Annotated in this window: 18 protein-coding genes and 1 pseudogene; 8 read left to right on the forward strand and 11 right to left on the reverse strand. The window is 67.3% G+C overall.

Annotation, left to right across the window (positions count from 1 at the left end; translation table 11 throughout):
- Position 1 precedes the first annotated feature (1 nt).
- Positions 2-1,546, reverse strand: a complete 1,545-nt coding sequence (gene hpnR, locus U5775_RS10635) for a hopanoid C-3 methylase HpnR (protein WP_322058096.1) — start codon at positions 1,544-1,546, stop codon at positions 2-4.
- A 559-nt stretch (positions 1,547-2,105) separates the two neighbouring features.
- Between hpnR and U5775_RS10640 the strand changes: the two are divergent.
- The 3 genes and pseudogenes from U5775_RS10640 to U5775_RS10650 all read left to right on the forward strand — a co-directional run.
- Positions 2,106-2,693, forward strand: a pseudogene (locus U5775_RS10640) (uracil-DNA glycosylase family protein); the annotation flags it as partial.
- A gap of 60 nt (positions 2,694-2,753) precedes the next feature.
- Positions 2,754-3,119 (forward strand): DUF488 domain-containing protein, encoded by a 366-nt coding sequence (locus U5775_RS10645; RefSeq protein ID WP_322058156.1) that lies wholly within the window; start codon positions 2,754-2,756, stop codon positions 3,117-3,119.
- A 142-nt stretch (positions 3,120-3,261) separates the two neighbouring features.
- Positions 3,262-3,681, forward strand: coding sequence for a DUF3830 family protein (locus U5775_RS10650; RefSeq protein ID WP_322058097.1), 420 nt, complete (start codon positions 3,262-3,264; stop codon positions 3,679-3,681).
- 18 nt (positions 3,682-3,699) lie between these two features.
- Here the strand turns inward: U5775_RS10650 and U5775_RS10655 are convergent, their stop codons facing one another.
- The gene (locus U5775_RS10655; RefSeq protein ID WP_322058157.1) at positions 3,700-4,776 is read right to left on the reverse strand and encodes a porin; all 1,077 of its coding nucleotides are present in this window, start codon (positions 4,774-4,776) and stop codon (positions 3,700-3,702) included.
- Between the two features lie 536 nt (positions 4,777-5,312).
- Here U5775_RS10655 and U5775_RS10660 point away from each other — a divergent pair.
- Positions 5,313-6,017, forward strand: a complete 705-nt coding sequence (locus tag U5775_RS10660; RefSeq protein WP_322058098.1) for an SH3 domain-containing protein — start codon at positions 5,313-5,315, stop codon at positions 6,015-6,017.
- 276 nt (positions 6,018-6,293) lie between these two features.
- Here U5775_RS10660 and U5775_RS10665 read toward each other — a convergent pair whose 3' ends face one another.
- From U5775_RS10665 to U5775_RS10680, 4 genes are all read right to left on the reverse strand, one after another.
- The gene (locus tag U5775_RS10665) at positions 6,294-6,455 is read right to left on the reverse strand and encodes a hypothetical protein (RefSeq protein ID WP_322058099.1); all 162 of its coding nucleotides are present in this window, start codon (positions 6,453-6,455) and stop codon (positions 6,294-6,296) included.
- A gap of 181 nt (positions 6,456-6,636) precedes the next feature.
- Positions 6,637-6,858, reverse strand: coding sequence for a hypothetical protein (locus U5775_RS10670; RefSeq protein WP_322058100.1), 222 nt, complete (start codon positions 6,856-6,858; stop codon positions 6,637-6,639).
- Between the two features lie 610 nt (positions 6,859-7,468).
- Positions 7,469-7,930, reverse strand: a complete 462-nt coding sequence (locus U5775_RS10675; protein WP_322058101.1) for a universal stress protein — start codon at positions 7,928-7,930, stop codon at positions 7,469-7,471.
- Between the two features lie 303 nt (positions 7,931-8,233).
- Positions 8,234-9,220 carry a zinc-dependent alcohol dehydrogenase family protein gene (locus U5775_RS10680; protein WP_322058102.1) on the reverse strand — a complete coding sequence of 329 codons (987 nt, stop codon included), beginning with the start codon at positions 9,218-9,220 and terminating at the stop codon, positions 8,234-8,236.
- Between the two features lie 227 nt (positions 9,221-9,447).
- Between U5775_RS10680 and U5775_RS10685 the strand changes: the two genes are divergently transcribed.
- A complete protein-coding gene (locus U5775_RS10685) occupies positions 9,448-11,874 on the forward strand; it encodes a phosphoketolase family protein (protein ID WP_322058103.1) in 2,427 nt (808 codons plus the stop codon).
- Positions 11,875-11,889: 15 nt separating this feature from the next.
- Here U5775_RS10685 and U5775_RS10690 read toward each other — a convergent pair whose 3' ends face one another.
- A complete protein-coding gene (locus tag U5775_RS10690; protein WP_322058104.1) occupies positions 11,890-12,861 on the reverse strand; it encodes an acetyltransferase in 972 nt (323 codons plus the stop codon).
- Between the two features lie 263 nt (positions 12,862-13,124).
- Positions 13,125-13,520, reverse strand: a complete 396-nt coding sequence (locus U5775_RS10695; RefSeq protein WP_322058105.1) for a transposase — start codon at positions 13,518-13,520, stop codon at positions 13,125-13,127.
- Between the two features lie 239 nt (positions 13,521-13,759).
- On the opposite strand from U5775_RS10695, the gene U5775_RS10700 reads away from it, so the two are divergent.
- Positions 13,760-14,596 (forward strand): DUF72 domain-containing protein, encoded by an 837-nt coding sequence (locus U5775_RS10700; protein ID WP_322058106.1) that lies wholly within the window; start codon positions 13,760-13,762, stop codon positions 14,594-14,596.
- A 121-nt stretch (positions 14,597-14,717) separates the two neighbouring features.
- Here U5775_RS10700 and U5775_RS10705 read toward each other — a convergent pair whose 3' ends face one another.
- The gene (locus U5775_RS10705) at positions 14,718-16,274 is read right to left on the reverse strand and encodes an RNA polymerase factor sigma-54 (protein WP_322058107.1); all 1,557 of its coding nucleotides are present in this window, start codon (positions 16,272-16,274) and stop codon (positions 14,718-14,720) included.
- Positions 16,275-16,670: 396 nt separating this feature from the next.
- Here U5775_RS10705 and U5775_RS10710 point away from each other — a divergent pair, with 396 nt between their 5' ends.
- Positions 16,671-17,024 carry a BON domain-containing protein gene (locus U5775_RS10710; RefSeq protein ID WP_322058108.1) on the forward strand — a complete coding sequence of 118 codons (354 nt, stop codon included), beginning with the start codon at positions 16,671-16,673 and terminating at the stop codon, positions 17,022-17,024.
- A 92-nt stretch (positions 17,025-17,116) separates the two neighbouring features.
- Here the strand turns inward: U5775_RS10710 and U5775_RS10715 are convergent, their stop codons facing one another.
- Entirely contained in the window at positions 17,117-18,157 is a 1,041-nt protein-coding gene (locus tag U5775_RS10715; RefSeq protein ID WP_322058109.1) for an aldo/keto reductase, read from the reverse strand.
- A gap of 322 nt (positions 18,158-18,479) precedes the next feature.
- Between U5775_RS10715 and U5775_RS10720 the strand changes: the two genes are divergently transcribed.
- A complete protein-coding gene (locus U5775_RS10720) occupies positions 18,480-23,102 on the forward strand; it encodes a DEAD/DEAH box helicase (protein ID WP_322058110.1) in 4,623 nt (1,540 codons plus the stop codon).
- Between the two features lie 126 nt (positions 23,103-23,228).
- Here U5775_RS10720 and U5775_RS10725 read toward each other — a convergent pair whose 3' ends face one another.
- A complete protein-coding gene (locus U5775_RS10725) occupies positions 23,229-25,388 on the reverse strand; it encodes a heavy metal translocating P-type ATPase (RefSeq protein ID WP_322058111.1) in 2,160 nt (719 codons plus the stop codon).
- Positions 25,389-25,488 lie beyond the last annotated feature (100 nt).

Raw genomic sequence — 25,488 nt, forward strand, 5'->3', positions numbered from 1 at the left:
TTCAGCCCATGCCCATGCGCGTCTCATCGACGAACTTCTCGGTGGCGTCGTCGATCTTTCGGCCCTTGCGCCCGGTCGGGCCATGAATATAGATGGTCTTCATGTCGATCTGGCGCTCGCCCGTCATGCCGGGCGGCGGCGTCATCTCGTAGTGCACCTCGCGCGCGTGATCGGCAAGCTGGAGGCGCGGATCGAACACCGAGTTGAACTTCCAGAGCATGCGCACGAAATTGGTCTGGCCGCGCAACAGCAGATGCGAGGCCTGCCCGAACGCGCCGCGAAAAGCCGTCCAGCCCATGTGCTTGCGGTTCAGAACTTGTTGCGTGCGCACCAGTTCCGCATAGAACTCGGGCAGCGGCAGCTTCGTCGGCACCACGGCGTGCTGAATGTCGTAGAGCCGGTAGTCGAGGCTCGTGAGCCGCCGCGCCTCGTGCTGCCAGTTCTCCGTGCCCGGATACGGCGTGTTCACGCTGATGTTCACGATCTCCGGAATCTCCAGGCACCACTGACGAATCGTCTCGAAGCGCGCCCGATCCCAGTCGGGGTCGGCAATCAGGTTGACCGCGACCGTGATGCCGAGCGAGCGTGCAAACTCCAGCGCCTCGAAATTGCGATCGAGGCTGATGCGTTTGCGAAACGCCTTGAGACCTTCGTCGTCGATCGCTTCGAGACCGAGGAACATGTATTTGAGGCCGAGCGTCTGCCACGCGCGAAACACTTCCTTGTTGCGCAGGAGCACGTCGCCGCGCGTCTCGAGGTAGTAGCGCTTCTTGATGCCGCGTTGACGGATCGCATCGGCGATCGCCATGCCGTGCTCGGCGTGCACGAAGGCCACGTCGTCGACGATGAAGACACCGGGCTCGCGCAGCGACGCCAGTTCCTCCACCACGACCTCGGGGCTGCGCGTGCGATAGCTGCGCCCGTAGAACGTCCACGCGCTGCAGAACGTGCAGTCCCACGGACAGCCGCGCGCGAACTCGATCGACGCGCACGGATCGAGCGTGCCGATGAAGTATTTGCGCCGATGCCGCAACAGGTCGCGCGCGGGACGCACAGGGTCGAGTTGCTCGACGAAGCGCGGAGGCGGCCCCGAGCCTTCGCGCGTCACCACGCCCGGCACCGCTAGCAGATCGCCGCCTTGCGCAACCGTTTGGAGCAATGTGTTGATCGACGCCTCGCCCTCGCCGCGCAGGATGCAGTCGATCGCGCCCTCGGCATGGCGCAGCAGATCGGGCGCCGTGAACGACACGCTATGGCCGCCCACGAACACGAAGCACGCGGGCAGCGCGGCCTTCACGGCCCTGGAAAGATCGATGATCTCGGGAATGTTCGCCAGATAGTTGCCCGAAAAGCAGAGCGCCTCGGGCTGCCAGTCGCGCACCATGCGCATCAGGTCGCGATGGGTTTCCACCTGCAGGTCGATGAGGCGCACGTCGTGGCCCGCCTCGCGCGCCGTGCCGGCAACCGATTCGAGACCCAGCGGCTCGAGCCGAAGGAACACGCGCGTATACATCAGGCCGCTCGGGTGGACAGCAAGCAATCTCATGAAGCCTCCTTGCGAGGCACCCACCCGACGCGCTGTGCAGTGCGGCCGGCCGCGGGAGCGAACCGCCGGCGTCGCGCCGGTGCGTGGTCTCCCGGGCGGGCCGGCGCGGTGGGCCGGACGCTCGCGGTGTCGTTCACGGTCGTCGTCCGGAAGGCGTTGCGGCGCCGCACGAAGCACGCGGCAGAGGCGGTCGATCCGGAAGTGCGGGGTGCGCCACGTGACGTCCGTAACGTGCGTACCGATGTCATCGACATAGTCGACATAACCGGTATCGCGGACGTCGCAGACCTGAAGGCGCCCGGCAGGCACAGCACGCGCCGCGCCTGCTGTCTGACACTGCTGCTTCGTGCGAGTCTACGCGTCTTTGTGCGGCGGTGCTCGCGGCGGCGCCAGGCCGGGCGCGACCAACGCGGGCGCACGATCGGGAGCCAGAATGCCACCTTTGCGTGCCGATGACGTCCGCTTGCGCGCGCCGCCGGCCACGCAAGCCGTCACGGCGCGCCGCGGCTCTTTGGTAGACTGAGACCCTTGTTGTCCGCTCGCCGAATGCGTTCCCGCCGTGTCGAATACCCGCTCGCTCCCCCGCCTCCTGACCGAAATCCGTGCCTGCCGCGCCTGCGCCGGCGCCCTGCCGCTCGGCCCGCGCCCGGTGCTCCAGGCGAGCGCGAGCGCGCGGCTTTTGATCGTCGGCCAGGCGCCCGGCGCGAAGGTCCACGCCTCGGGCGTGCCCTGGGACGACGCGAGCGGCGAGCGCCTGCGCGAATGGATGGGCATCGACGCGCAGACGTTCTACGACGCCGCGCGCATCGCCATCGTGCCGATGGGCTTTTGCTATCCGGGACGCGTATCGGGCAAAGGCGGCAGCGGCGATAAGCCGCCGCGCCCCGAATGCGCGCCGCTCTGGCACGAACGCCTGCTCGCGCTGATGCCCGAGGTGCGCCTCACGCTACTGGTCGGCCAGTATGCGCAGCGCTATTTCCTCGGCAACCGGCGCAAGGCCTCGCTCACCGAGACCGTCGAAGCGTGGCGCGACTACACCCCCGCCTGCGTACCGCTGCCCCACCCTTCGCCACGCAATACGCCGTGGCTCCAGCGGCATCCGTGGTTCGCGCACGACGTGCTGCCCGCACTGCGCGAGCGCGTGGCCGATGCCTTGTCGCCGGCGCAGCAAGCGGACACGAATCCCCATAAAAAGGAGAAGCGGAAAATGACCCAACCCGCGATCACGGTCCAGCGTGTCTACGAACCGCTGCCCGAAGACGGAGCGGCGTGCTTTCTGGTCGACCGGCTATGGCCGCGCGGCATCCGCAAGGAGAGGCTCGCGGACGTGAGCTGGGCGAAAGACGTTGCGCCGAGCACGGAACTGCGCCAGTGGTTCCACAAGGACCCCGCACAATGGGACGAGTTCGAGCGCCGCTACATCGCCGAACTCGATGCGAACCCTGCCGCGTGGGAGCCCATCGTCGAGACGAGTAAAACGCGACCGGTGGTGCTGCTTTTCAGCTCGCACGAAACCGTGCGCAACAACGCCACCGTGCTGCGCGACTATCTGCTGAAGAAACGGCGCAAATAACGCTGCAAATAACGCCGCGCACCATCGACGCTCCCGGAGCGTGCGCCATACCGCCCGGCGAAACGCCACTATTCGTGCGCCGTCACGCGCACAAACTGCGTTAATGTAGGCGCGTTACAGCGCTACCCACGGAGAACAACCCATGAAAAAGATCGTCGTCAACGCCGGCCCGTACCGCTTCGTCGGCCGCCTCGAAGAAGAAAAAGCCCCGCTTACCTGCAAGCGCTTCCTCGAGTTGCTGCCGTTCAGGAACAAGGTCATCCATTCGCGCTGGAGCGGCGAAGCGGTCTGGATTCCGCTCGGCGATTTCGATACCGGCCTCGATTTCGAAAACCACACCAGCCACGCGTCGCGCGGCGACATCCTGCTGTATCCGGGCGGATTCAGCGAGACCGAGTTCCTGTTCGTGTACGGCAGCTCGATCTTCGCGAGCAAGATGGGCCAGCTCGCCGGCAATCACTTCTTCACGCTGCTCGAAGGACACGAGCATCTCGCCGCGTTCGGCAAGCTCGTGCTGTGGGAAGGCGCGCAGGACATCGAGTTCAGCCTCGCCGACGAATGACCTGCGCGTGAGCGCCGCTTAGAACTTCTCGCGGATGCCGGCGACGATCGCGACCTGCGACGTCGTCGACGACGGCCCGCTGGTTCCGTCGATCCACGCACTGCCGATGCCCGACGACGCCTTCTGATAGAAACCGTTCACGTACACGTCGGTGCGCTTGGACAGCAGATACTGGAGGCCAGCCGATACCTGATGGTAGTGGCCATCGTCGTCGCCTCGCGCGACCTGCGTATAGGTGTAGCCGGCCATCGCCATCAGCGCGGGCGTCAGCATATAACGCAGGCTGCCTTCGTAGTTGTTGAAGCGCAGCGCGCCGCCCGCCGACATTTCGAAGCTCGTGCCGGTGTACAGCAGCTCGAACGTCGCCTGGCCGAACGTGTAGGTGCCGCCCGCGCCCCAGATCTGCTGGCGCGTAGTATTCGCAAGACTCGCGCCGAACACGCTCGCCGACGCAGGATAGTAGTTGTCCGAAGCAACTGCGCCGGACGCACTCAGCGCCGGATGGTTCATCCGCGCATAGGCGGCGCCCGCGTTCAGCGGCCCGTTCGCATAGGTAAGGCCCGCGCTCCAGCTATTGTCGTCCGCGAAGCCGGTGGCGTTCGAAAAGCCATAGACGAGGTTCGCCTGCAAGCCGGCGAAGGTCGGGGACACGTACTTGACCGAGTTGTTGGTGCGGAACGTGTTATTGATGTCGTCGTTGTCGAACGGGTGCGTCGAATACTGCGCAAGATAGCCGCTCATCTGCATCGAGCCGAGCACGTCCTGCGTCGAGTTGTACTGGCGACCGAGCGTCACCGCGCCCCAGTTGGTGCCGCTCAGGCCGACCCACGCCTGCCGTCCGAACATCCGGCCGCCCTGGCCGAGCGCGCCGTTGGCGACGTTGAAGCCATTCTCCAGCCGGAAGTTTGCCTTCGTGCCGCCGCCGAGGTCCTCGGAGCCCATCAGGCCCCAGCGCGGCCCCGACTCGTTGCCGCCCGCCAATTCCCATGACGAATGGCCCTCGCGATTATTCGTGTAAAGCACGCCGGCATCGACGATGCCGTACAGCGTAACCGTCGACTGCGCGTTTGCCGCCTGCGCGAACGCGCAGCTCATCACCACGCCTGCCGCTGCGATCCTGATTGGGTTGCTCACCTGTCTCTTCTCCGTTGACGAACGCGATCTCGCTATTGATTTTTTGTCGGTTGCGACGACGGTTCCGTCCCGCTTTCGGCGCGAGCCGCGCGGGATTGTGTCGTCAGCGGAGCGGATGTTAGCGAAGCCGATTTCCATTAAAAAGTTAAATATTCAACTGAAATTCAGTTGGAAATCGAATACATCGAATGTGATCGCCTCAAGGTTGAGGAAGAACTGACGATGCTGATCTGAAGCGAATGCGGCAGAGAGTTGGCGATATTCATCGTGAAATTTGATAAGTAATCCTGATTAATTGCCGATGTCTGCAAGGCGCGGCCCGTAACCGGGACGAATGTCCAGCGCGAGGACCGACGTGGCGAGTCCACGCTGGCGAAGCAATTTCCCGTTACATACGCAGCCGCGCCCCCGAACACATATCTGCTACCGTAACGGTTGCAAATTCGTTGATGTGCAATAAACAGTCGTCGGGTAGTTCCCACCGAGGAGGAGCAGCGATGCACAAGCAATTCGTTGGCGCGATGCTCGCCGGTCTGGCCGCCGTGTCGGCGGCGCCGGCGCTCGCGCAGAGTCAGGCATTCACGAGCACGACCGTCAATCTCTATGCCGGGCCGGCCGGCGACTATCCGGTCGTGGCGCAAGTCCCGGGTGGTGTCTCGCTCGCCGTAATGGGCTGCGTGGCCGGCTATAGCTGGTGCGACGTAAGCTTGCCCGGCCTGCGCGGCTGGGTCTACGGCGGGTATCTCACGTATCCGTATCAGGGCGCGAGAGTGCCGCTGATGAACTACGGCTCGACTATCGGCCTGCCCATCGTCACGTTCTCGCTCGGCGCGTACTGGGGCAACTACTATCGCGACCGCCCGTGGTACGGCAATCAATCGCACTGGTATCGGCACCCGGGGCCGCGCCCCGGACCGCCGCCGGCCATCCGCCCGCCGGTGCGTCCGCCCGCGCATGGCGCGAGGCCGCCCGGCGGTCATCACGGCAACCGGCCCGGCAATGGACACGGACACGATCATCGTCCGCCCAACCCGGGCGCGCGTCCGCCCGGTCATGGTGGTGCGAAGCCGCCGGGACACGGTGGCGCCCGGCCGCCCGGCAATAGCGGTGGGCGCCCGCCGGGCCAGGGCGGCCGGCCGCCCGGCGGTGGCAACAATCGGCCGCCCGGCGGCGGCGGACACCACGGCAACGGCAATAATTGAACTGCGATTGAGTGGTGTCGCACAGGACCGGTTTCAGATCCTCCAGGATCGCACCGGCCCTGCAACGGATGACGACGCGGCCTGCCCTCACGCGCGTCGCGTGCTCACGCCGTTGACCCTCGTATAAATGGACGCGCGAGCCTGCACCGATGGCTTCCTCATTCGAAATCTGCGACTCTCAGCAACAGAACTACGATGTCGATTATTTAATATGGATACCTAACTATTTGAGGCAAAAAAAACCGCACCGAAGTGCGGCATACTGCTCAGCGTCGCTCAGTGCACATGATGGCAGACACGCACGGGGTGATGATGGTGCGTTTCGGTATGGCACACCTCATGATGATATGGCGCGGCAACAGCGACCAGCGGCGCGGCCAGCGCTGCACAAAGCATCAGGGCGGACAAGCGGGCGAACGGTTTGGCAAAGGTTTTCATGTATGACTCTCCCTGGTGATATCAGTGTCGTTGAAACAAGAGGAAGTACTGTAGCGCAAGGAACGTGCCGCTTCGTTACACGGTTGTAACGAGCGTAGCGTCTAATGTCAGGCACTTGACAGCCGCACGGCGGCAACCTGCTTTGCAATTGGGTTACAGTCCGCGCGAAAGCACGAGCCCATCATCGCGCCCCACCTTCGCGACTCGGCTGGCCGCCCTGTGTGAGCCGCCGCAGCAATTCCTTGCCGCGCGTCGTGAGGCGCGGCGCGTAGCCGTCCTCGTCTTCGTCCATCTCCACGAGGTGGTAGCGCGTCAGCGCCAGAAAATCGGAATCGAGTGACTGAAGCGGCGCATTGGCGTCGCGAATCAGCAATAGTGCCGCCAGTTCGTGATGGCTGAGCATCGAATTTCTCCTGTACAGAAACTCATCGTGGACATCAGCATAGCGAGCAAAACGTACAGTTTCGCTACAGTCGTGTTTCTTCGTATTACCGGCGCGATCGATGGCCGGTGAAGAAATGCGTCGCAAGTCCGCTGATGTCAACAATGTGTCACGCATTCGCGTGAGCAAATGAATCGGATTCCTTGCTATATGAACGAAAAACGTAAGGCCGTGCCGTGTGCTTTCGGATGCGCTGGCGCATAGGCGTCAGTGGATTTCCGTTCACGTTCGCCTCAAGGCATTCCGGCCAGAGCGTGCGTGGCAAGGACGCACGGCGGTGCGGGACTCCAGCTTGACCGGCGGCTGACCTGCGGCTGGCAAACCCGTCATGCAGCACGCACGTGAACTCCAGTGCGCTGTGCTCATTCACGCGGCACGGCGACGATGACTCGGAGCGCAGCGCGTGCGCCCAGCAAACGGTCGAATTCACATGATAAGCAAGGCGCCCGCCTCCCGAGTGCTGCCCTCAATCGGAAGATTTGATCCAGGTCGGATTTCGAGATATTTGCAGGCAGGGTGTCGGGCGCCGCCGCATCGGCGGCGCGCCCGTTTTCGTCTGCGAAGGCCGGTGTCAGTCCACCTTCGGTTCCTCGTTGCGCACGAGCATGACCGGGCGGTCGGCCATGCGCAGGAACGACTCCGCCACGCTGCCGAGCAACAGCCGCTTCATGCCCGACAAACCACGCGTCCCCATCACGACGAGATCCGCCTCGTTTTCCGCCGCAATGCGGTAGATCACGGCCGCCACTTCTTCGCCCATCGAGTCGGCCGCGCGTGCCGTGCCCGTCACGCCGGCCTCTGCGAACACCGTCTTCGCTTCCTCGAGCCCGGCCGTGGCGACGTCGGCCTCGGCCGACTGGCGCGTCTGCTCTTCGGCGAAACCCGAGCTGATATCGACAAGGCGCGCCGGGTGCTGGACCACGCAAAGCGCCTCGACCGTGGCGCCCGTCGCTTTGGCAATCTTCACGGCCTCGTCCAGCGCGCGGCGTCCGCTGCGGCTGCCGTCCACGGCCACCAGAATCCGCTTGTACATTGTTACCTCCCGGGCATGGCCCATGATGCGCGGCATCCACCGTGCGCGGTCCCGGTCTTCCCGGCGGCGCGCAATGGCATTGCCGGCCGTTGCGTCACGCGCGAGCCGTGTCGCAAGCTCGCGCAATCAAAAAACGATGTATTCGTTGGTCCTGCGCGTTTGTCCTGATCGACCTGGTCTGATCGCGTCGGCTTGGTCGTCTCCACATAGATGGAAACGAGAATGCGCCTCTGGCTGTGTCGCATCGTCGCTGCGTGGCCTGCCCGCGCGCCGATGGCGTCGATAACGTCACCGATGGCGCGCTCATCGCATCGTCAGCACCGCGGCGCCCGTGAGCCGCCCCTCGCGCAGATCCGCAAGCGCGTCGTTGGCGCGCGCGAGCGGGTACGCCGTGGTCTCGATGTCGAGCGTGTGGCGCGCAGCGATAGCCATGAATGCTGCGCCGTCGTCGCGCGTGAGATTCGCCACGGAGACGATGCGGCGCTCCTCCCACAGCCACGCGTACGGAAACGACGGAATGTCGCTCATATGGATGCCGCCGCAGACGACCGTGCCGCCCTTGGCCACCGCGCGCAGCGCCGCGGGCACCAGCGCGCCGACGGGCGCGAACAGCAGCGCGGCGTCGAGCGGCTCGGGCGGCGCTTCGTCGCTGCCGCCCGCCCATGCCGCACCCAGCCGCCGAGCGAAACGCTGCGCATCGTGGTCGCCGGGACGCGTGAACGCGTACACCGTGCGGCCCTGATGCCGCGCGACCTGCGCGACGATATGCGCCGCCGCGCCGAATCCATAGATGCCGATACAGGGCGCGTCGCCGGCCAGCGCGAGCGTGCGATAGCCGATCAAACCCGCGCACAGCAGCGGCGCGGCTTTGACATCGCTGTACTGGCGCGGCAGATGGAAGCAGTAATGGGCGTGGGCGACCGTGCGTTGCGCGTAGCCACCGTCGATCGTGTAGCCGGTGAAGCCGGGCGCGTCGCAGAGGTTTTCGCGGCCGCGCAGGCAGAAGCGGCAATGCCCGCAGGTGTGGCCGAGCCACGGCACGCCCACGCGGTCGCCCAAGGCGAAGCCCGTGACGCCCGCGCCGAGCGCCGCCACCGTGCCGACGATTTCGTGCCCCGGAATCACGGGACGCTTGGGCTGCGTCAAATCGCCATCGACCACGTGAAGATCGGTACGGCACACGCCGCACGCATGGACGTCGATGAGCAGTTCGCCCGCCGCGGGAACCGGATCGGGCACGTCCGCTTCCCGCAGTTGCGGACTCGTACCGTCGAACACCATCGCTCGCATCGCCGTTCTCCATGCAAAACTCGCGTCCCCATCCCGGAAGGCCTTCAGGAAGATCCGCGAGACGTCCACGCCGCACGATCCGCGGGGACGCATCATCCATGTTACGCGGTGTACGCGCGCACCGCGACGAGGGCGCGCGCCAACCGCGCGTACACCCAGCGGAAACGCTCCCAGCGATCGTGGCACCATACCTCCGATCGATCGAAGCACCGCGTGAGGAGCACCGCATGAGCCCAATCAGCCCTTCCACCCGCCCGCCGCTTTCCGACGAACTGCTACAGCGCATGGACGCCTGGTGGCGCGCCGCCAACTATCTCGCGGTGGGCCAGATCTATCTGCTCGCCAATCCGCTGCTGCGCGAGCCGCTGCAACTCGCCCACGTGAAGCCGCGGCTGCTCGGCCACTGGGGAACCACGCCCGGCCTCAATTTCCTCTACACGCATCTGAACCGCATCATCAACGAGCGCGATCTCGATCTGCTCTTCATTGCGGGGCCGGGGCATGGCGGGCCGGCCGTCGTCGCGAATACCTGGCTCGAAGGCACGTATAGCGAGACCTGGCCGAACGTGCCGCAGGACGAAGAAGGCATGGCGCGGCTCTTCAAGCAGTTCAGCTTTCCGGGCGGCATTCCGAGCCACGTTGCGCCGCAAACGCCGGGCTCGATTCACGAGGGCGGCGAGCTCGGCTACGCGCTGTCGCACGCGTATGGCGCGGTGTTCGACAACCCGGACCTGATTGCCGCGTGCGTAATCGGCGACGGCGAAGCCGAAACGGGGCCGCTCGCCACCTCGTGGCATTCCAACAAGTTCCTCAATCCGGTGACCGATGGCGCGGTGCTGCCCATCCTGCATCTGAACGGCTTCAAGATTGCGGGGCCGACCGTGCTCGCGCGCATCGGCGACGAGGAACTCGCCGCGCTCATGAAGGGCTACGGCTACGAGCCGATCTTCGTGGAGGCCGAGGACCCCGGCGTCGCGCACCGCCTGATGGCCGCCGCCTTCGACAGCGCGTTCGACGAGATCGCGCGCATCCAGCAGGCCGCGCGCAAGGCGGCCGAAGCCGATCCGCAGGCGCAGATCGAGCGCCCTCACTGGCCGATGATCGTGCTGCGAACGCCCAAGGGCTGGACCGGCCCGAAGAGCGTCGATGGCCAGAAGACCGAGGGCTCGTGGCGCTCGCATCAGGTGCCGCTCGCGAACATCGCGAAGCCAGGCCACCTCGCACTGCTTGAAAACTGGATGCGCAGCTACAAGCCCGAAGAGCTATTCGACGCGCAGGGCCGGCTCGCGCCCGAGATCGCCGCGCTCGCGCCGCAAGGCGAGCGCCGCATGAGCGCGAACCCGCGCTCGAACGGCGGCGGGCGCGTGCGCGAACTGCGCGTGCCCGCGTTCGAGCGCCATGCCGTGGACGTGCCCGCGCCGGGCCAGGTGGACGCCGAGGCGACGCGCGTGATGGGTGCGTTCCTGCGCGAAGTGATGCGCGTGAATCTGCCCACGCGCAACTTCCGCATTTTCGGCCCGGACGAAACGGCCTCGAACCGCTGGTCCGACGTCTTCGACGTGACGGCGCGCACATGGCTCGCACAAACGTCGCCCGACGACATCCAGCTCGCGCAGGACGGCCGCGTCATGGAGATCCTGAGCGAGCACACCTGCCAGGGCTGGCTCGAAGGCTATCTGCTGACAGGCCGCCACGGCTTCATGTCGTGCTACGAGGCGTTCATCCACATCGTCGATTCGATGTTCAACCAGCATGCGAAGTGGCTCAAGGTGATCCGCGAGATTCCGTGGCGGCGCCCCCTGCCCTCGCTGAACTACCTGCTGACCTCGCACGTGTGGCGCCAGGACCATAACGGCTTCAGTCATCAGGACCCGGGCTTCATCGACTACGCGGTCAACAAGAAGGCCGATACGGTGCGCGTCTACTTGCCGCCCGACGCCAATACGCTGCTCGCCGTGACCGATCACGTGCTGCGCACCTGGAACCGCATCAACATCATCGTTGCGGGCAAGCAGCCGCAGGCCCAGTGGCTCGACATGGACGCCGCTATCCGCCATTGCGCGGACGGCATCGGCATCTGGCAGTGGGCGAGCAACGACGAAGGCGGCGAGCCCGACGTGGTGATGGCCTGCGCCGGCGACGTGCCCACGCTGGAGACGCTCGCGGCGGTCGATCTGCTGCGCGGCTGGCTACCCGATCTGAAAATACGCGTGGTGAACGTGGTGGACCTGATGACGCTGGAGCCCGCGGACCGCCATCCGCACGGTCTCTCCGACGCCGACTTCAATGCGCTCTTCACGACGAGCCGGCCCGTGATCTTCGCGCATCACAGCTATCCGTCGCTGATCCATCGGCTGACTTACCGGCGCGCCAACCACGCGAACATCCACGTGCATGGCTTCATCGAGGAAGGGACGACGACCACGCCATTCGACATGACGGTGGTGAACCGGCTGGACCGCTATCACTTGTGCGAAGCCGTGATCGATCGCGTGGATGGACTCGCGCAACGCGCCGCGCATCTGCGGCAGACACTGCACGACAAGCTCGCCGCGCACCGCCGCTACGTGGACGAATACGGCGACGACATGCCCGAGATCCGCGACTGGCGCTGGTCGCGCACGAGCACGCCTGCGCCGGACGGCGGCAAGTGAGGAAGCGCGCGGCGTTCAGCGCGGCGCGGAGCGTCCGAACACGCGCACGAATGCGGTGACGAACAGGTCGAGCCGCTCCGAATCGAGACAGTCGATGCCCGCCGCGCCCACGCGGCCGCTGCCGCCCGGGAACGCATGGCACAGCTCATCGGCGCCGCACGGATGCACGAGCGGCGCGCGCACGCTGACCGCGTAATTGCCATCGGGATTGACGCTCAGTACCGCATGGGCGCACGACGGCTCCTCGATCGCGAGCGCATTGGCGAACACGCCGCGCACGCGGCGCGCCCAGGGCTCGTCGGGGAGCACGCACACACTGCCGTACTGCACCGTGAACAAGGGCGTGATCTGCTGGGCGCGTTCGAGGTCTTCGCGGCAGCACGCCGAAAGACGCGCTACTAGCCGCTCCGACGCGATGAAGTCGAACGGATCGGCGTAGGGCTTGAGCGTTTGGTAGAGCGCGTCCGGCGCGATGAAGAGGTCGTCGATGCTGTCGCCATAGGCGTTGTAGTTGATCGACTCGCCCAGCTCGCATAACTGGGCGGCCTGCGCCTCGCTGAGCCCGGCTTCGCGCGCGAGCGCGTGCGCGGTGGCATGGAGGTTGTCGCCGAACGCCGCCGCGATTGCCCAAGGGCGGTATTGCCCGCGCAGATGACGGTCGACCAGCACGCTCGTGCAGACCTGCGCCGTGGTGTCGATATGCGCGACGAGGTTGACGTTCATCGGCAGCTCGCCCGCGCGGTGATGATCGAAGTATTCGACGTGGACGCCCTGGTCGAGCAGCGCGCAAAGCGCCTGGCGGTTCGAATCAAACGAAATGTCGAGGACCGTGAGCGAGTCGCCGGATTTCGCCTGCACGCGCTTGACAAGCGCGATGTCGCGCTTCACGCCCGTGACGAGCGTGGCCTCGCGCGGCCGGGCGAGGCGAAGCTGGTGCAACGCGCAGATGCCGTCCGCGTCGCCGTTGAATACGTCGAAATGCGCCATGTCCTATGGGTTCCGTTGCGTTGAGCCTCACAGTATCGCGCACCGGAGGCGAATCCCACAAAGGGCGGAATTGACCGATCCTGGCGAAGGCGGATTCGCTCAGCGAATCGACCGACTTCGCGCGCTGCAATTCCCGCGGATGCCGCGGCAAGGACGCGCCGCCTTCGAGCCGGCCCGCGTGGCCAGCACCATGCGAAAGCGTCCGGCGGCGGACTCATAATCCGCTGCCGGACGCTTTCCCAGCCGGACTCGCAGGTTAACGCTCAGGTGCGTGCCAAAGGCCAGCGCAGCGAGAAAGCAACCGGAAACCGCGGCGCCTTGCGCCCGGCCGGCGCGCGCCACGGCTGCATGCGCGCGCTCATGGCCGCGCACATGGCCGCGCCTTCTTCGCCATAGAGACGCTCCATGGCCTGCTGCACGAGGCCGGCGTCGAACCATAGCTTGAAGCGGCGATGGCAGGTGCGGAAGTCGGGGTAGCGCTCGGGCAGTTTCGCCCAGACGGAGCCCGTTGAAAGCACCCAGAGAATGGCTTCGAATACGGCGCGCGAGCAATGCGCCGGGCGGCCGCGGCGCGGACCGGCGGAACGGATTTCATGGAAGAGCGGTTCGACGCTGCGCCACTGCGCGTCGCTGAGTTCCATCGAGGGACGAGGCTGCATCTGATATTCCAAGTGAGGTTGTCTGACACACAACGACTAAATTAGCCTCACGTCCCCGGGGAAAATATCGGACTATGCCTAAAACGGTCTGAAAATCGGCGTGGTGATACAGTCAGTATCGCATTCCACCTGCATAACTGTGCTTTCGAAATCGTGCTATTGCAAAGATGCCGTTTCGGCCCTTCATGCACAAAAGCCGCGCTAAACTGCGGAATTCCGGACTCGATGGTGCAATTCCCATGGCACGCTCATCTGCTTCGCCCGTGAAAACCGGCCGCATTCGCGTCGGCATTGGAGGATGGATCTATCAGCCGTGGCGCGGCACGTTCTATCCCGAAGGGCTCGCCCAGCGCCTCGAGCTCGACTATGCGAGCCGCCACCTCACCTCGATCGAAATCAACAGCACCTATTACGGCGCCCAGCGCCCCACGAGCTTCACGCGCTGGCACGACGAGACACCCGACGATTTCGTGTTCTCGGTGAAGGGCCCGCGCTTCGCGATGAACCGCCGCGTGCTGGCCGAGGCCGGCCCGACGATCGAGCGCTTTCTGGCCAGCGGCGTGCTGAATCTGCGCGACAAGCTTGGCGCGATCAACTGGCAATTGCTCGCGGGCAAGCGCTTCGATCCAGAGGACTACGCACGATTTCTCGAACTGCTGCCTGTCGAGGCCGATGGGTACGCGCTAAAGCATGCGCTGGAGGTGCGGCACGAGAGTTTCTGCACGCCGGAATTCGTCGCGCTGGCGCGGCAGCGCGGGGCCGCGATCGTGATGTCCGGCGATTCAGAATACCCACAGATCGCCGACGTGAGCGCGCCCTTCGTCTATGCCCGCATCATGGGCACGGCCGATGGCGAGCCTCTCGGCTACGCGCCCGAGGAACTCGACCGGTGGGCCGAGCGCGCGCTCACATGGGCGCGGGGCGGCAGCCCCGAGGATCTCGCCACCTTCGACGCACCGCTCGCGGCCAACACGGGACGCGATGTCTATCTTTATGTGATCAGCGGCTATAAGGAGCGCAATCCCGCCGCGGCGATGGCGCTGATCGAGCGCCTGCGCGAACGCGGCGCGCAGTGAACGCAGGAACGAATGCAACGGCGCGTCCAACGAAGACGAAGACGCGCCGAACACAACAAAACCGCGGGCTGCGCGCCGAAATCGATCTCGCCGCACAGCCCGCGCCTTTTACGCCCCCTCGTTAAAGCTGCCGCCGCATTTCCGCCGCCGGCAGCTTCATCATCTGACGGTATTTCGTGACGGTGCGGCGCGCCACGCGCACGCCCTGCTTTTCCAGTTCCTGCGTGAGCACGACGTCCGAGAGCGGATCGCGCGGATTCTCGGCGTCGATCATCTCCTTGATGAGCGCGCGCACGGCGGCGGCAGAACAGGTCCCGCCCGTGCGCGTCTCCAGTTCGCGCGGGAAGAAGCGCTTGAACTCGAAGATGCCGCGCGGCGTGGCCATGTACTTGTTGCCGGTCGCGCGCGACACGGTCGACTCGTGCAGGCCGAGCTCGTCGGCGACGTCGCGCAGCAGCATCGGGCGCAGCGCGATCTCGCCGTACTGGAAGAAGGCTTTCTGGCGCGCGACGATGCATTCGCCCACACGCAGGATCGTCTCGCAGCGCTTGTGCGCGTTGCGAATCAGCCAGCGCGCTTCCTGCAACTGTTGCGCGAGCGGCGAGCGGCTCGTCTGCTCCGAGCGCGCGAACAGCTCCGCATAGAGCTTGTGGATGCGCGCGCGCGGCTCGATGGCCGGATTCACGGTGACCACCCAGCGGCCGCGCACCTGGCGCACGATCACGTCCGGCACTACATAGCCGCCGTCCGCGCGGCCGTAGTGATTGCCGGGCTTCGGGTCGAGGCGGCGCACGAGCGCGCTCGCGGCCTGCAGCGACTGCGCATCGCAGCCGAGCTGGCGTTGCAGCTCGCCATGCTCGCGGCGCGCGAGACGCTCGAGATGGTCGGTCACGATGCGATGCGCAATATCGCGGTGCGGCGTGTCTTCGGGCATCGCTTCGAGCTGCAGCGCGAGGCATTCCGCAAGCGAGCGCGCGCCAATGCCGGGCCGGTCGAGCGTCTGGACCACGCGTAGCGCGACGCGCAGGCGGTCTTCGTCGAGCGTGTCGCCCAAGCCTTCGACTTCGGCGAGATCGGCGAGCTCCTGACGCAGATAGCCGTCGTCGTCGAGCGCTTCGATCACGACCTGGACCGCCGCGCGATCGAGGTCTTCGAGCGGCGAGAGCCGCAGCGCCTCGTGCAATTGCTCGCGCAGCGAGACGGGCACGCGCACCCAGTCGGCGGCCTCGGCTTCGCCGTCTTCGGAGCCGCGATAGCCCGACGACGCGCGCATCGCGCCCGGCATCGGCAGATCGGCGGTGTACGAGCCGCCTTCGTCGCCGTAGCCCCCGGCATCCTCGCCGTAGGTGCCCGACTCGCTGCCATAGCTCGTCGCATCGGGGCTCATGCCGACATCGCCGGCGCTTTCCATGCCGCCATCGAGATCGCCTTCGTGCGCACCGGCAGCGATGGGCACGGCGGACGCGGCGGCGCCAATGCCGGCTGCGCCTTCAGCGGCCTCGGCGGCTTCGCCGGTCTCCTGGGCGGGCGGCACATATTCGAGAAACGGATTGGTATCGAGCGCCTCGCGCAGTTCCTGCTGAAATTCGAGCGACGACAGTTGCAACAGGCGCACGGCCTGCTGCAGACGCGGCGTCAGTGCCAGATGCTGACGGGCGTGTAACGCGATGGAAGGCATGGCTGTCCTGTTTCTGAGTGGGGTGTCAATGGCCGACACTACGCAACACCCATGCCAGTTTTTACAAAGGCTTGTTTTATAACGGGATCGCGCCTTGCGACGACGCAATTACAGCACCCGGGCCGCCCCGCCCCGCGGACGTTTTTACAATCCCCCGAAAAAATTGCGTCCCTGATTGCGTATCTGACCGAGCGCTCGTCGACCGCTCCGGCCCCATCCTCACGCGCGGCCCGCGACCATGCCGCCGTCCCACATAGTGTTCGCTTCGCCCGCCGTGGCGGTGCCGCTCGCGCCACGATTTAAATCGCGATTTGCGCTCCAGTTGGCACGATCGGCATGGCGCGGCATGGACCTTGCGACATCGTCCGGCGAACACCAACGGAAAAGGAGAAACGCATGAAGCGCATTCCGATGCTCAAGACCATGGCGGGGGTGGCCTGCATGACTTTCGCGCTCGCTGCCGGCGCGCAGACGACCACGACCGATACTTCGACGGCGCCCTCGGCGAGCTCCGAAAGCGTTGGCCAGCACGTTGATGACACAACCATCACGACCAAGGTGAAAGCCGAGTTGCTGGCCGCGAAGAATGTGAAGTCCGAGCACATTCACGTGAAGACGCGCAAGGGCGTCGTCTCGCTGACGGGCACGGTGCCGAGCGCCGAGGATCGCGACAACGCCAAGGAGGTGGTCGAAGGCGTGTCGGGCGTGAGTTCGGTGAAAAATCACCTGAAGGTGGTGGCCGCGCAATAACCGCTAAGTAACCGCTAAGTAACTGCGGATTAGCCGTGGCTTGATCCGCTATGCGGCCGGACGCGTGCCTCGCGCACGTCCGGCCGCGCCCTTCAGCGTTCGTCGCGCAACTGCTCCAGCCGCGCATCGCCCTGACGCGCGAGCATCCAGCCCGGATATTCGGCGGGCAGGCGGCTCACGTCGTCGAGAATCGCGAGCTCTTCGGTCGAGAGCTTCACCTTCGTGGCCGCGACGTTGTCGTCGAGTTGATCGGTGCGCTTCGCGCCCACGATCACCGTCGTCACCGCGCGCTGATGCAGGAGCCACGCGAGCGCTATCTGCGCCACCGAGACGCCCTTGCGTTCGGCGATCGGCCGCATCGCGTCGATGCAGTCCCATGCGCGCTCGCGTTCCACGGGCGGAAAATCGAACGTCGTGCGGCGGCTGCCCTCCTCGCCCTGACGATCGCGCCCATATTTGCCGCTCAGCAGCCCGCCCGCGAGCGGACTCCAGACCATGAGCCCGAGCCCTTCGCTCGCGAGCATCGGCACGATCTCGCGCTCGAGGTCGCGGCCCGCGATCGTGTAATACGCCTGCAGCGACTGGAAGCGCGCGAGCCCGTGATGATGCGCGATGCCCAGCGCCTTCACGATCTGCCACGCGGCCCAGTTCGAGACGCCCACATAGCGCACGTAGCCCTGCTGCACGAGCGTGTCGAACGCGCGCACGGTCTCCTCGATGGGCGTGACCGGGTCGAAGCCGTGAATCTGGTAGAGGTCGATGTGGTCGAGCTGGAGGCGGCGCAGGCTCGCCTTCACGCCCTCCATGATGTGATAGCGCGTCGCGCCGCGCTGGTTCGGCGACGGACCCATTTCGCCGAACACCTTGGTCGCGACGACGACCTGATCGCGCACCACCTTGAGGTTCTTGAGCGCCTGACCCGTGATCTGCTCGGAAATGCCTTGCGAGTAGATGTCGGCGGTATCGATGAAGTTGATGCCCGCATCGAGCGCGCCGCCGATGAGGCGCTCGGCGTCGGTCTGCTGCAGGTCGCCGATCTGGTTCCAGATGCCGGCGCCACCGCCGAAGGTCATGGTGCCGAGACAAAGTTCGGAAACAAAGAGGCCGGTACGGCCAAGAGGGCGCATTTGCATGGGAAAACTCCGACGTGGGCCGAGGGAACATCCAACGGGCCAGAGGATACTGCGAACGCGCGAGACGTGCTGAGGGCGCTCGCGGCTTACGTAATCGGGGACATGGGCGCTGCGGCGCCCACGCGCCGCAGCGCTCCCGAAGCGCCGCCTGGCAGCCGCGCGCGAAACCTGCGAGACTGTTTTTTTGCGCCGTGTTTTGCCTTGTTCGTGCCTTGTTCTTTCGCACAACTGCAGTCCGATGAATCGTGCGAATCCCACGAGCCGCATGTCCCGCATGCCCGGCACTTGAAACCCGCGCGACGCGCCCTCAACCCTTGTGCGCATGAGCCTGCTTTCGCCCGCCTCCGTCCAGCCCGATTCTTCCGTGTCCACGCCCAATGCGGCCGACCCGGACGATCCGCTCGCCCTCTTCCATCCGGCCGTGGCCGCGTGGTTCCGGAGCAGCTTCGCGGCCCCCACGCCCGCGCAGCGCGCCGCGTGGCCGCTCATCGCGAGCGGCCACGCCACGCTCGTGGCCGCGCCTACCGGCTCGGGCAAGACGCTCACGGGTTTTCTCACCGCGCTCGACGCGCTCGTGCGCGAAGGCCTCGCGAACGGCGGCGCGCTGCCCGACGCCACGCTCGTCGTCTACGTCTCGCCGCTCAAGGCGCTCTCCAACGACATCCACCTGAACCTGGAGCGTCCGCTCGAAGGCATCCGCGCGGAGCTCGCGCGCCGCGACCTGCCGCCGGTCGAGATCCGCACCGCCGTGCGCACCGGCGACACGCCGCAGCCCGAGCGCGCCGCGCAGCGCTTGCGCGCGCCGCATATTCTCGTCACCACGCCCGAGTCGCTCTACGTGCTGCTCGGCTCGGAGTCGGGCCGCCGCATGCTCGCGGGCGCGCGCAGCGTGATCGTCGACGAAATTCACGCGCTCGCGGGCAACAAGCGCGGCGTCCATCTTGCGCTCAGTCTCGAACGCCTCGACGCGCTGTGCGGCCAGCGTCTCTTGCGCATCGGGCTTTCGGCGACGCAAAAGCCCATCGAAACCGTGGCGCGCTTTCTCGTCGGCATCGGCGAAAACGCTGCGGCGCCGCCCGCGTGCGCGATCGTCGACGCGGGCCACGTGCGGGCGCGCGACCTCGCGCTCGAAGTGCCGCCCGTGCCGCTCGAGGCTGTCATGGCCAACGACGTCTGGGAGCGCGTCTACGATCGCATGGCCGAGCTCGTCGCGCAGCACCGCACGACGCTCGTGTTCGTGAATACGCGCCGCATGGCCGAGCGCGTCGCGCGCCATCTCACCGACCGCCTCGGTGCCGAGGTCGTGGCCGCGCATCACGGCAGCCTCGCGCGCGAGCATCGCTTCGACGCCGAGCAGCGCCTGAAGCGCGGCGAGCTGCGCGTGCTGGTGGCCACGGCCTCGCTCGAACTGGGCATCGATATCGGCGATGTCGATCTCGTCTGCCAGATCAGCTCGCCGCGCTCGATCGCGGGCTTTTTGCAGCGCGTCGGACGCTCCGGCCACCAGGTGGGCGGCATGCCGAAGGGACGGCTCTTTCCGACCTCGCGCGACGATCTCATCGAATGCGCGGCGCTGCTCGATTGCGTGCGGCGCGGCGAGCTCGACCGCCTCGCGCTGCCGCACGCGCCGCTCGACGTGCTGGCGCAGCAGATCGTCGCCGAGGTGGCGTGCGAGGAGTGGAACGAAGACGCGCTGTTCGCGCTCGTGCGCCGCAGCGCGCCGTTCGCGCAGTTCGAGCGCGCGCGCTTCGACGCGGTGCTGCGCATGCTGGCCGTTGGCTACACGAGCCGTCACGGACCGCGCGCCGCGTATCTGCACCGCGACGTCGTGAGCCATACGCTGCGCGCCCGGCGCGGCGCGCGCCTCGTCGCGCTGACCTCGGGCGGCACGATCCCCGACAACGCCGACTACGCCGTGCTGCTCCAACCGCAAGCCGTGCAGATCGGCACCGTGAACGAGGACTTCGCCGTCGAAAGCCTCGCGGGCGACGTGTTCCAGCTCGGCAACGCTTCGTACCGCATCCTGCGCATCGAGGCGGGACGCGTGCGCGTGGAGGACGCGCAAGGCCAGCCGCCGAACATCCCGTTCTGGCTCGGCGAGGCGCCGGGCCGCAGCGACGAGCTTTCGTTCGCGATCTCGCGCTTGCGCGGCCAGATCGAGGCGGCGCTGGGCACAGATGATGACGAGGCTGCGGCGAGCGATCTGCGCGAGAACGGCCCGATCGACGCCGCAAACGATGCGGGCGCCACACCGCCCGCAAGCGCCCCGGCCAACGCCGCGGCCATCGAACGCGCCACCGCATGGCTGTGCGCCACGCTCGGTCTGGACGACGCCCCCGCGCGCCAGATCGTCGAGTACCTCGCGCGCGCCCGCGCCGCGCTCACCGTCCTGCCGACCCAGGACACGCTCGTGTTGGAGCGCTTCTTCGACGAAGCGGGCGGCACGCAGCTCGTGATCCACGCGCCGTTCGGCAGCCGCGTGAACCGCGCGTGGGGCCTCACGCTGCGCAAGCGCTTTTGCCGCCAGTTCAACTTCGAGCTCCAGGCCGCCGCCACCGAGGACGCGATCATCCTCTCGCTCACCCACGCGCACAGCTTCGCGCTCGACGAGGTGTGGCGCTATCTGCATTCGAACAGCGCCGAGCACCTGCTCGTGCAGGCGCTGCTCGACGCGCCGCTGTTCGGCGTGCGCTGGCGCTGGAACGCCACCACGGCGCTCGCGCTGCCGCGCCAGACGGGCGGGCGCAAGACGCCGCCGCAGATCCAGCGCATGCGCAGCGAGGATCTGCTCGCGGCCGTGTTCCCCGACCAGGCCGCGTGCGTGGAGAACCTCGCGGGCGAGCGCGAGATTCCGCACCATCCGCTCGTCGATCAAACGCTCGACGACTGCCTCCACGACGCGATGGACACCGAAGGATGGCTCGCGCTGCTGCGCCGCATCGAGTCGCGCGGCGTGCGGCTCGTGACGCGCGAGCTGCCGGCGCCCTCGCCGCTCGCGGCCGAGATTCTGACCGCGCGCCCCTATGCGTTCCTCGACGATGCCCCCATCGAGGAGCGGCGCACCCAGGCAGTGCTGTCGCGGCGCTGGAGCGACCCCGAATCGGCGGACGACATGGGCGCGCTCGATCCCGAGGCGATCGCGAGCGTGCGCGAGGAGGCCTGGCCGCAGGTGCGCGACGTCGACGAACTCCATGACGCCATCAACACGCTCGGCGCGCTGACGCAAAGCGAGGCGCACGCGCAGGGCTGGAACGCGTGGCTCGCGGAGCTGGCCGCCGCGGGGCGCGCGACGCGCATGCCGGTCGCCGAGCACGACGCGCTGTGGGTGAGCATCGAGCGTCTCGCCTGCGTGCGCGCGATCTATCCGCAGGCGCGATGCGAGCCGCCGTTGGCCGCGCTCGCCGGCGCCGACGAGCCGCGCGACGAACCGTGGAACGAGGACACGGCGCTGGTCGAGATCGTGCGCGCGCGAATGTCGGGATTCGGACCGCTAACGGTTGCGCAGATCGCGCGGCCGCTCGCGCTGGAGGCCAGCGTCGTGGCGCTCGCGCTCACGCGGCTCGAAGCCGAAGGCACGGTCATGCGCGGGCGCTTCACGCCGGGCGCGCGCGAGGAGGAATGGTGCGAACGCCATCTGCTGGCGCGCATCCACCGCTATACGGTGCGCAAGCTGCGCCGCGAGATCGAGCCGGTCGAGCGGCAGGATTTCATGCGCTTCCTGTTCGAGTGGCAGCACGTGGCGGCCACGACGGGCAACGACACGCGCGGCTCGGGCCGCGACGCGCTGACTGCCATGCTTGGGCAACTCGAAGGCTGGGAGGCGTCGGCGCTCGCGTGGGAGGACGAGATCCTGCCCGCGCGCATCGACGATTACACGCCGATGCTGCTCGACGACCTGTGCCGCTCGGGACAGATCGCGTGGGCGCGGCTGCCGGCGCGGGCCGCGAGCACGACGGTGCGCAGCACGCCAGTGGTGCTTCTGCCGCGCCGCGAGCTCGCGCGCTGGACGGCGCTCGTCGACCTGCCCGAAGCCGCGGATTCGGCGCGCGCACGGCGCGTCCATGAGGCGCTGCTGCGCCACGGCGCGATGTTCTTCGACGAGCTGGCCGCCGATGCGCACCTGCTCGGCGTGGAGCTGGAGACCGCACTCGGCGAGCTGGTGGCCGCTGGGCTCGTGAACGCCGACAGCTTCGCAGGACTGCGCGCGCTGGTGCGCCCCGCCGCGAAGCGCCAGGCGCAGCACGGCCATTACGGACGACGGCGCCCGCGCGGCTTCGGGCCGCTCGCGGGCGGCATGGCCGATGCCGGGCGCTGGGCGGTGCTGCGGCGGGCGGCGGTGCCTGTTGGGGAGACGGTGTCGGCGGGAGATGTCGCGGAGGGATCATCGGCGCAGGCGACGGTCGCCCCGAAGGAAATGCGATCGTTGCGCGCGACGAACCCTGCGCCATCACGGCGACCGCCAGCCCACCCCGATCTGCTGGAGCACGTCGCCAACGTGCTGCTGCGCCGCTATGGCGTCGTGTGCTGGCAACTGCTCGCGCGCGAGGCGCCCTGGCTGCCGCCGTGGCGCGATCTGCTGCGTGTGCTGCATCGCATGGAGGCGCGCGGCGACGTGCGCGGCGGCCGCTTCGTCACGGGCCTCTCGGGCGAGCAGTTCGCCCTGCCCGAAGCCGTCGCGCTGCTGCGCGACGTGCGGCGGCGCGGGGGTGGAGACGACGCGCTGGTTTGCGTCGCCGCCTCGGACCCGCTGAATCTGGTTGGAACCGTGCTGCCCGGGGAGAAAGTGCCCGCTGTCGCGGGCAATCGCATCGTGTTTCGCGATGGCGTGCCCGTCGCCACGTTGATCGCCGGGCATTGCGAGTTTCTCGGCGATTTCGACGAGGTGACTCGCGCTGCCCTGCGGGCGGCGCTTGCTCGCTCAGGTGGCGTTGCGTCGGGCGTTTGATGCTTGGTTATGGGCGATCCGTGTTCTGTGCCACGGGGAAGTTTGTCGGTGTGGAGGGCTGCGTCGGGCTGTTAGTTGCATAACGACGCATTCGGGCGAGTGCGCCCGTTAGTTGCACACGACTCCCTAGCCACGCCCAACGAAATGCCGCCGCACCCGCAACCCGTTCGCGACGACCAGCAGGCTCGCGCCCACGTCCGCGAACACGGCCATCCAGAGGGTCGCCTCGCCCGCCAGCGCCAGTACGAGAAACACCGCCTTGATCCCCAACGCGAGCGCGATGTTCTGCATCAGCACCGCCGACACCTTGCGGCTCAATCCGATGAACGCCGCGATCTTGCGCGGATCGTCGTCCATGATCGCGACGTCGGCGGTCTCGAGCGCCGTCGCCGTACCGGCCGCGCCCATCGCAAAGCCGATGTCGGCGCGCGCGAGCGCGGGCGCGTCGTTCACGCCGTCGCCGACCATCGCCGTCATCCCGTGCTGCGCGCAAAGCGCCGCCACCGCGTCCTGCTTGTCCTGCGGCAGCAGATTGCCGCGCGCGTCGTCGATGCCGAGCTGCGCCGCAATCGCCCGCGCCGTCGCCGGGTTATCGCCGGTCAGCATCACAGGTGTCACGCCGAGTTGCTTGAGCGCGCGCACGGCGGGCAGGCTCTCGGCCCGCACCGCATCGGCAACGGCGAACAGCGCCACCGGCTCGCGCGGCGAGCACAGCACGATGGCGGTCTTGCCCGCGGCTTCGAGTTGCTCAAGCCGGGCTTCGAGATCGGGCGAGCACAGGCCCAGCGATTCCACGAGCCGATGATTGCCCAGATGCCAAGCCTCGCCGTCAATGCGCCCGGTCACGCCGAGACCGTTGAGCACCGCGAAATTGTCGATCGGCGCAAGCGACGCCTCTGTGCCGCGCTCGCGCCACCCCGCCACGAGCGCGCGCGCGACCGGATGTGTGCTCGCATCGTCGAGGCTCGCGGCGAGGCGCAGCGCCTCGTCCTCGGGCAGTGCCGCCAGCGCGAGCGTGTCGGTGAGCACCGGCGCGCCGCGCGTGAGCGTGCCGGTCTTGTCGAGCGCGACGGCCTTGAGCAGACGGGCGCGTTCGAGCCACACGCCGCCCTTCACGAGCATGCCGTTGCGCGCGGCCGCCGCGAGGCCGCTCACGACCGTCACCGGCGTCGAGACGACGAGCGCGCACGGGCATGCGATCACCAGCAGCACGAGCGACTTGTAGAGCCACGCGCCCCATGCGCCGCCGAACGCGAGCGGCCCCGCAATCGCGATCAGCACCGCGAGCGCGACCACGGCGGGCGTGTAGTAGCGCGCGAACTGGTCGACGAAGCGTTGCGTGGGCGCGCGCTGCGCCTGGGCCTCCTGGACCGCCGCCGCGATGCGCGCGAGCGTGCTGTCGCGCGCGGCGGCGGTGACGATCGCCTCCACGACGCCATCGACGACGATGCTGCCCGCGTAGAGCGCATCGCCTTCGACCTTGTCGACGGGCAGGCTCTCGCCGGTGATGGGCGCCTGGTCGAGCGCGGCGCGCCCCGTGGCCACGCGTGCGTCGACGGGCACGCGCTCGCCCGTGCGCACGCGGATGCGCTCGCCCACCGCCACTTCGGCGACGGCGCGGGTACGCCATTCTCCCCGTCCCTGTTGTCGCGTTTGTTGAGCCGCGGCGCCGGCGCTTGCCATCCAGACCTCGGCGGTTTCGGGCGCGAGCGCGGTCAGCGAGCGGATCGCGTGACGCGCGCGTTCGAGCGAAAGCGCCTCGATCTCCTCGGCGAGCGCGAACAGGAACACGACCATGGCCGCCTCGGGCCACTTGCCGATGACAACGGCGCCCGCGACCGCGAGCGACATCAGGAAATAGATGTTGATCGTGAAATTCTTGAGCGCGATCCAGCCTTTGCGCAGCGTCGGCAAGCCCGCGCACAACAGCGAGACCACCGTGCAGACCAGCACCGGCCAGCCGGTCTCGTGGCCCGTGCTCCATGCCAGGACCTCAGCGGCCGCTGCTGCAATGCCGCTTGCGGCGAGGAGCAGCTTCTCGCGCAGCGCGAGGCCGGGGCTGCGCGCCGGGGCGGCGGTGTCGGCGTTCGCGTTGGCCTGCGCGCCGTCGTCGAGCGGACGCGGCGCCATGTCGAGCGCGTGCAGCGCCGCTTCGAGCGGTTGCGCGTCGGGCAGCCGGTGGTAGACCGTCAGCTCGCGCGCGAGCAGATCGAAGTCGAGGCGCACGACACCCGGCATCGGCTCGAGGCGCTTGCGGATGAGCCGCTCCTCGGTCGGGCAATCCATGTTGTCGATGCGGTAGCGCGCGCGCTGCGCGCCTTCGGGGGCGCTCGCGTGAACGGTGCTGCGGGAGGGGTTTAGCGCGGCAGCGCCCCCGCAGCAGGAC

The sequence above is a fragment of the Paraburkholderia sp. J63 genome (assembly GCF_905220245.1).
Lineage (GTDB): Bacteria > Pseudomonadota > Gammaproteobacteria > Burkholderiales > Burkholderiaceae > Paraburkholderia.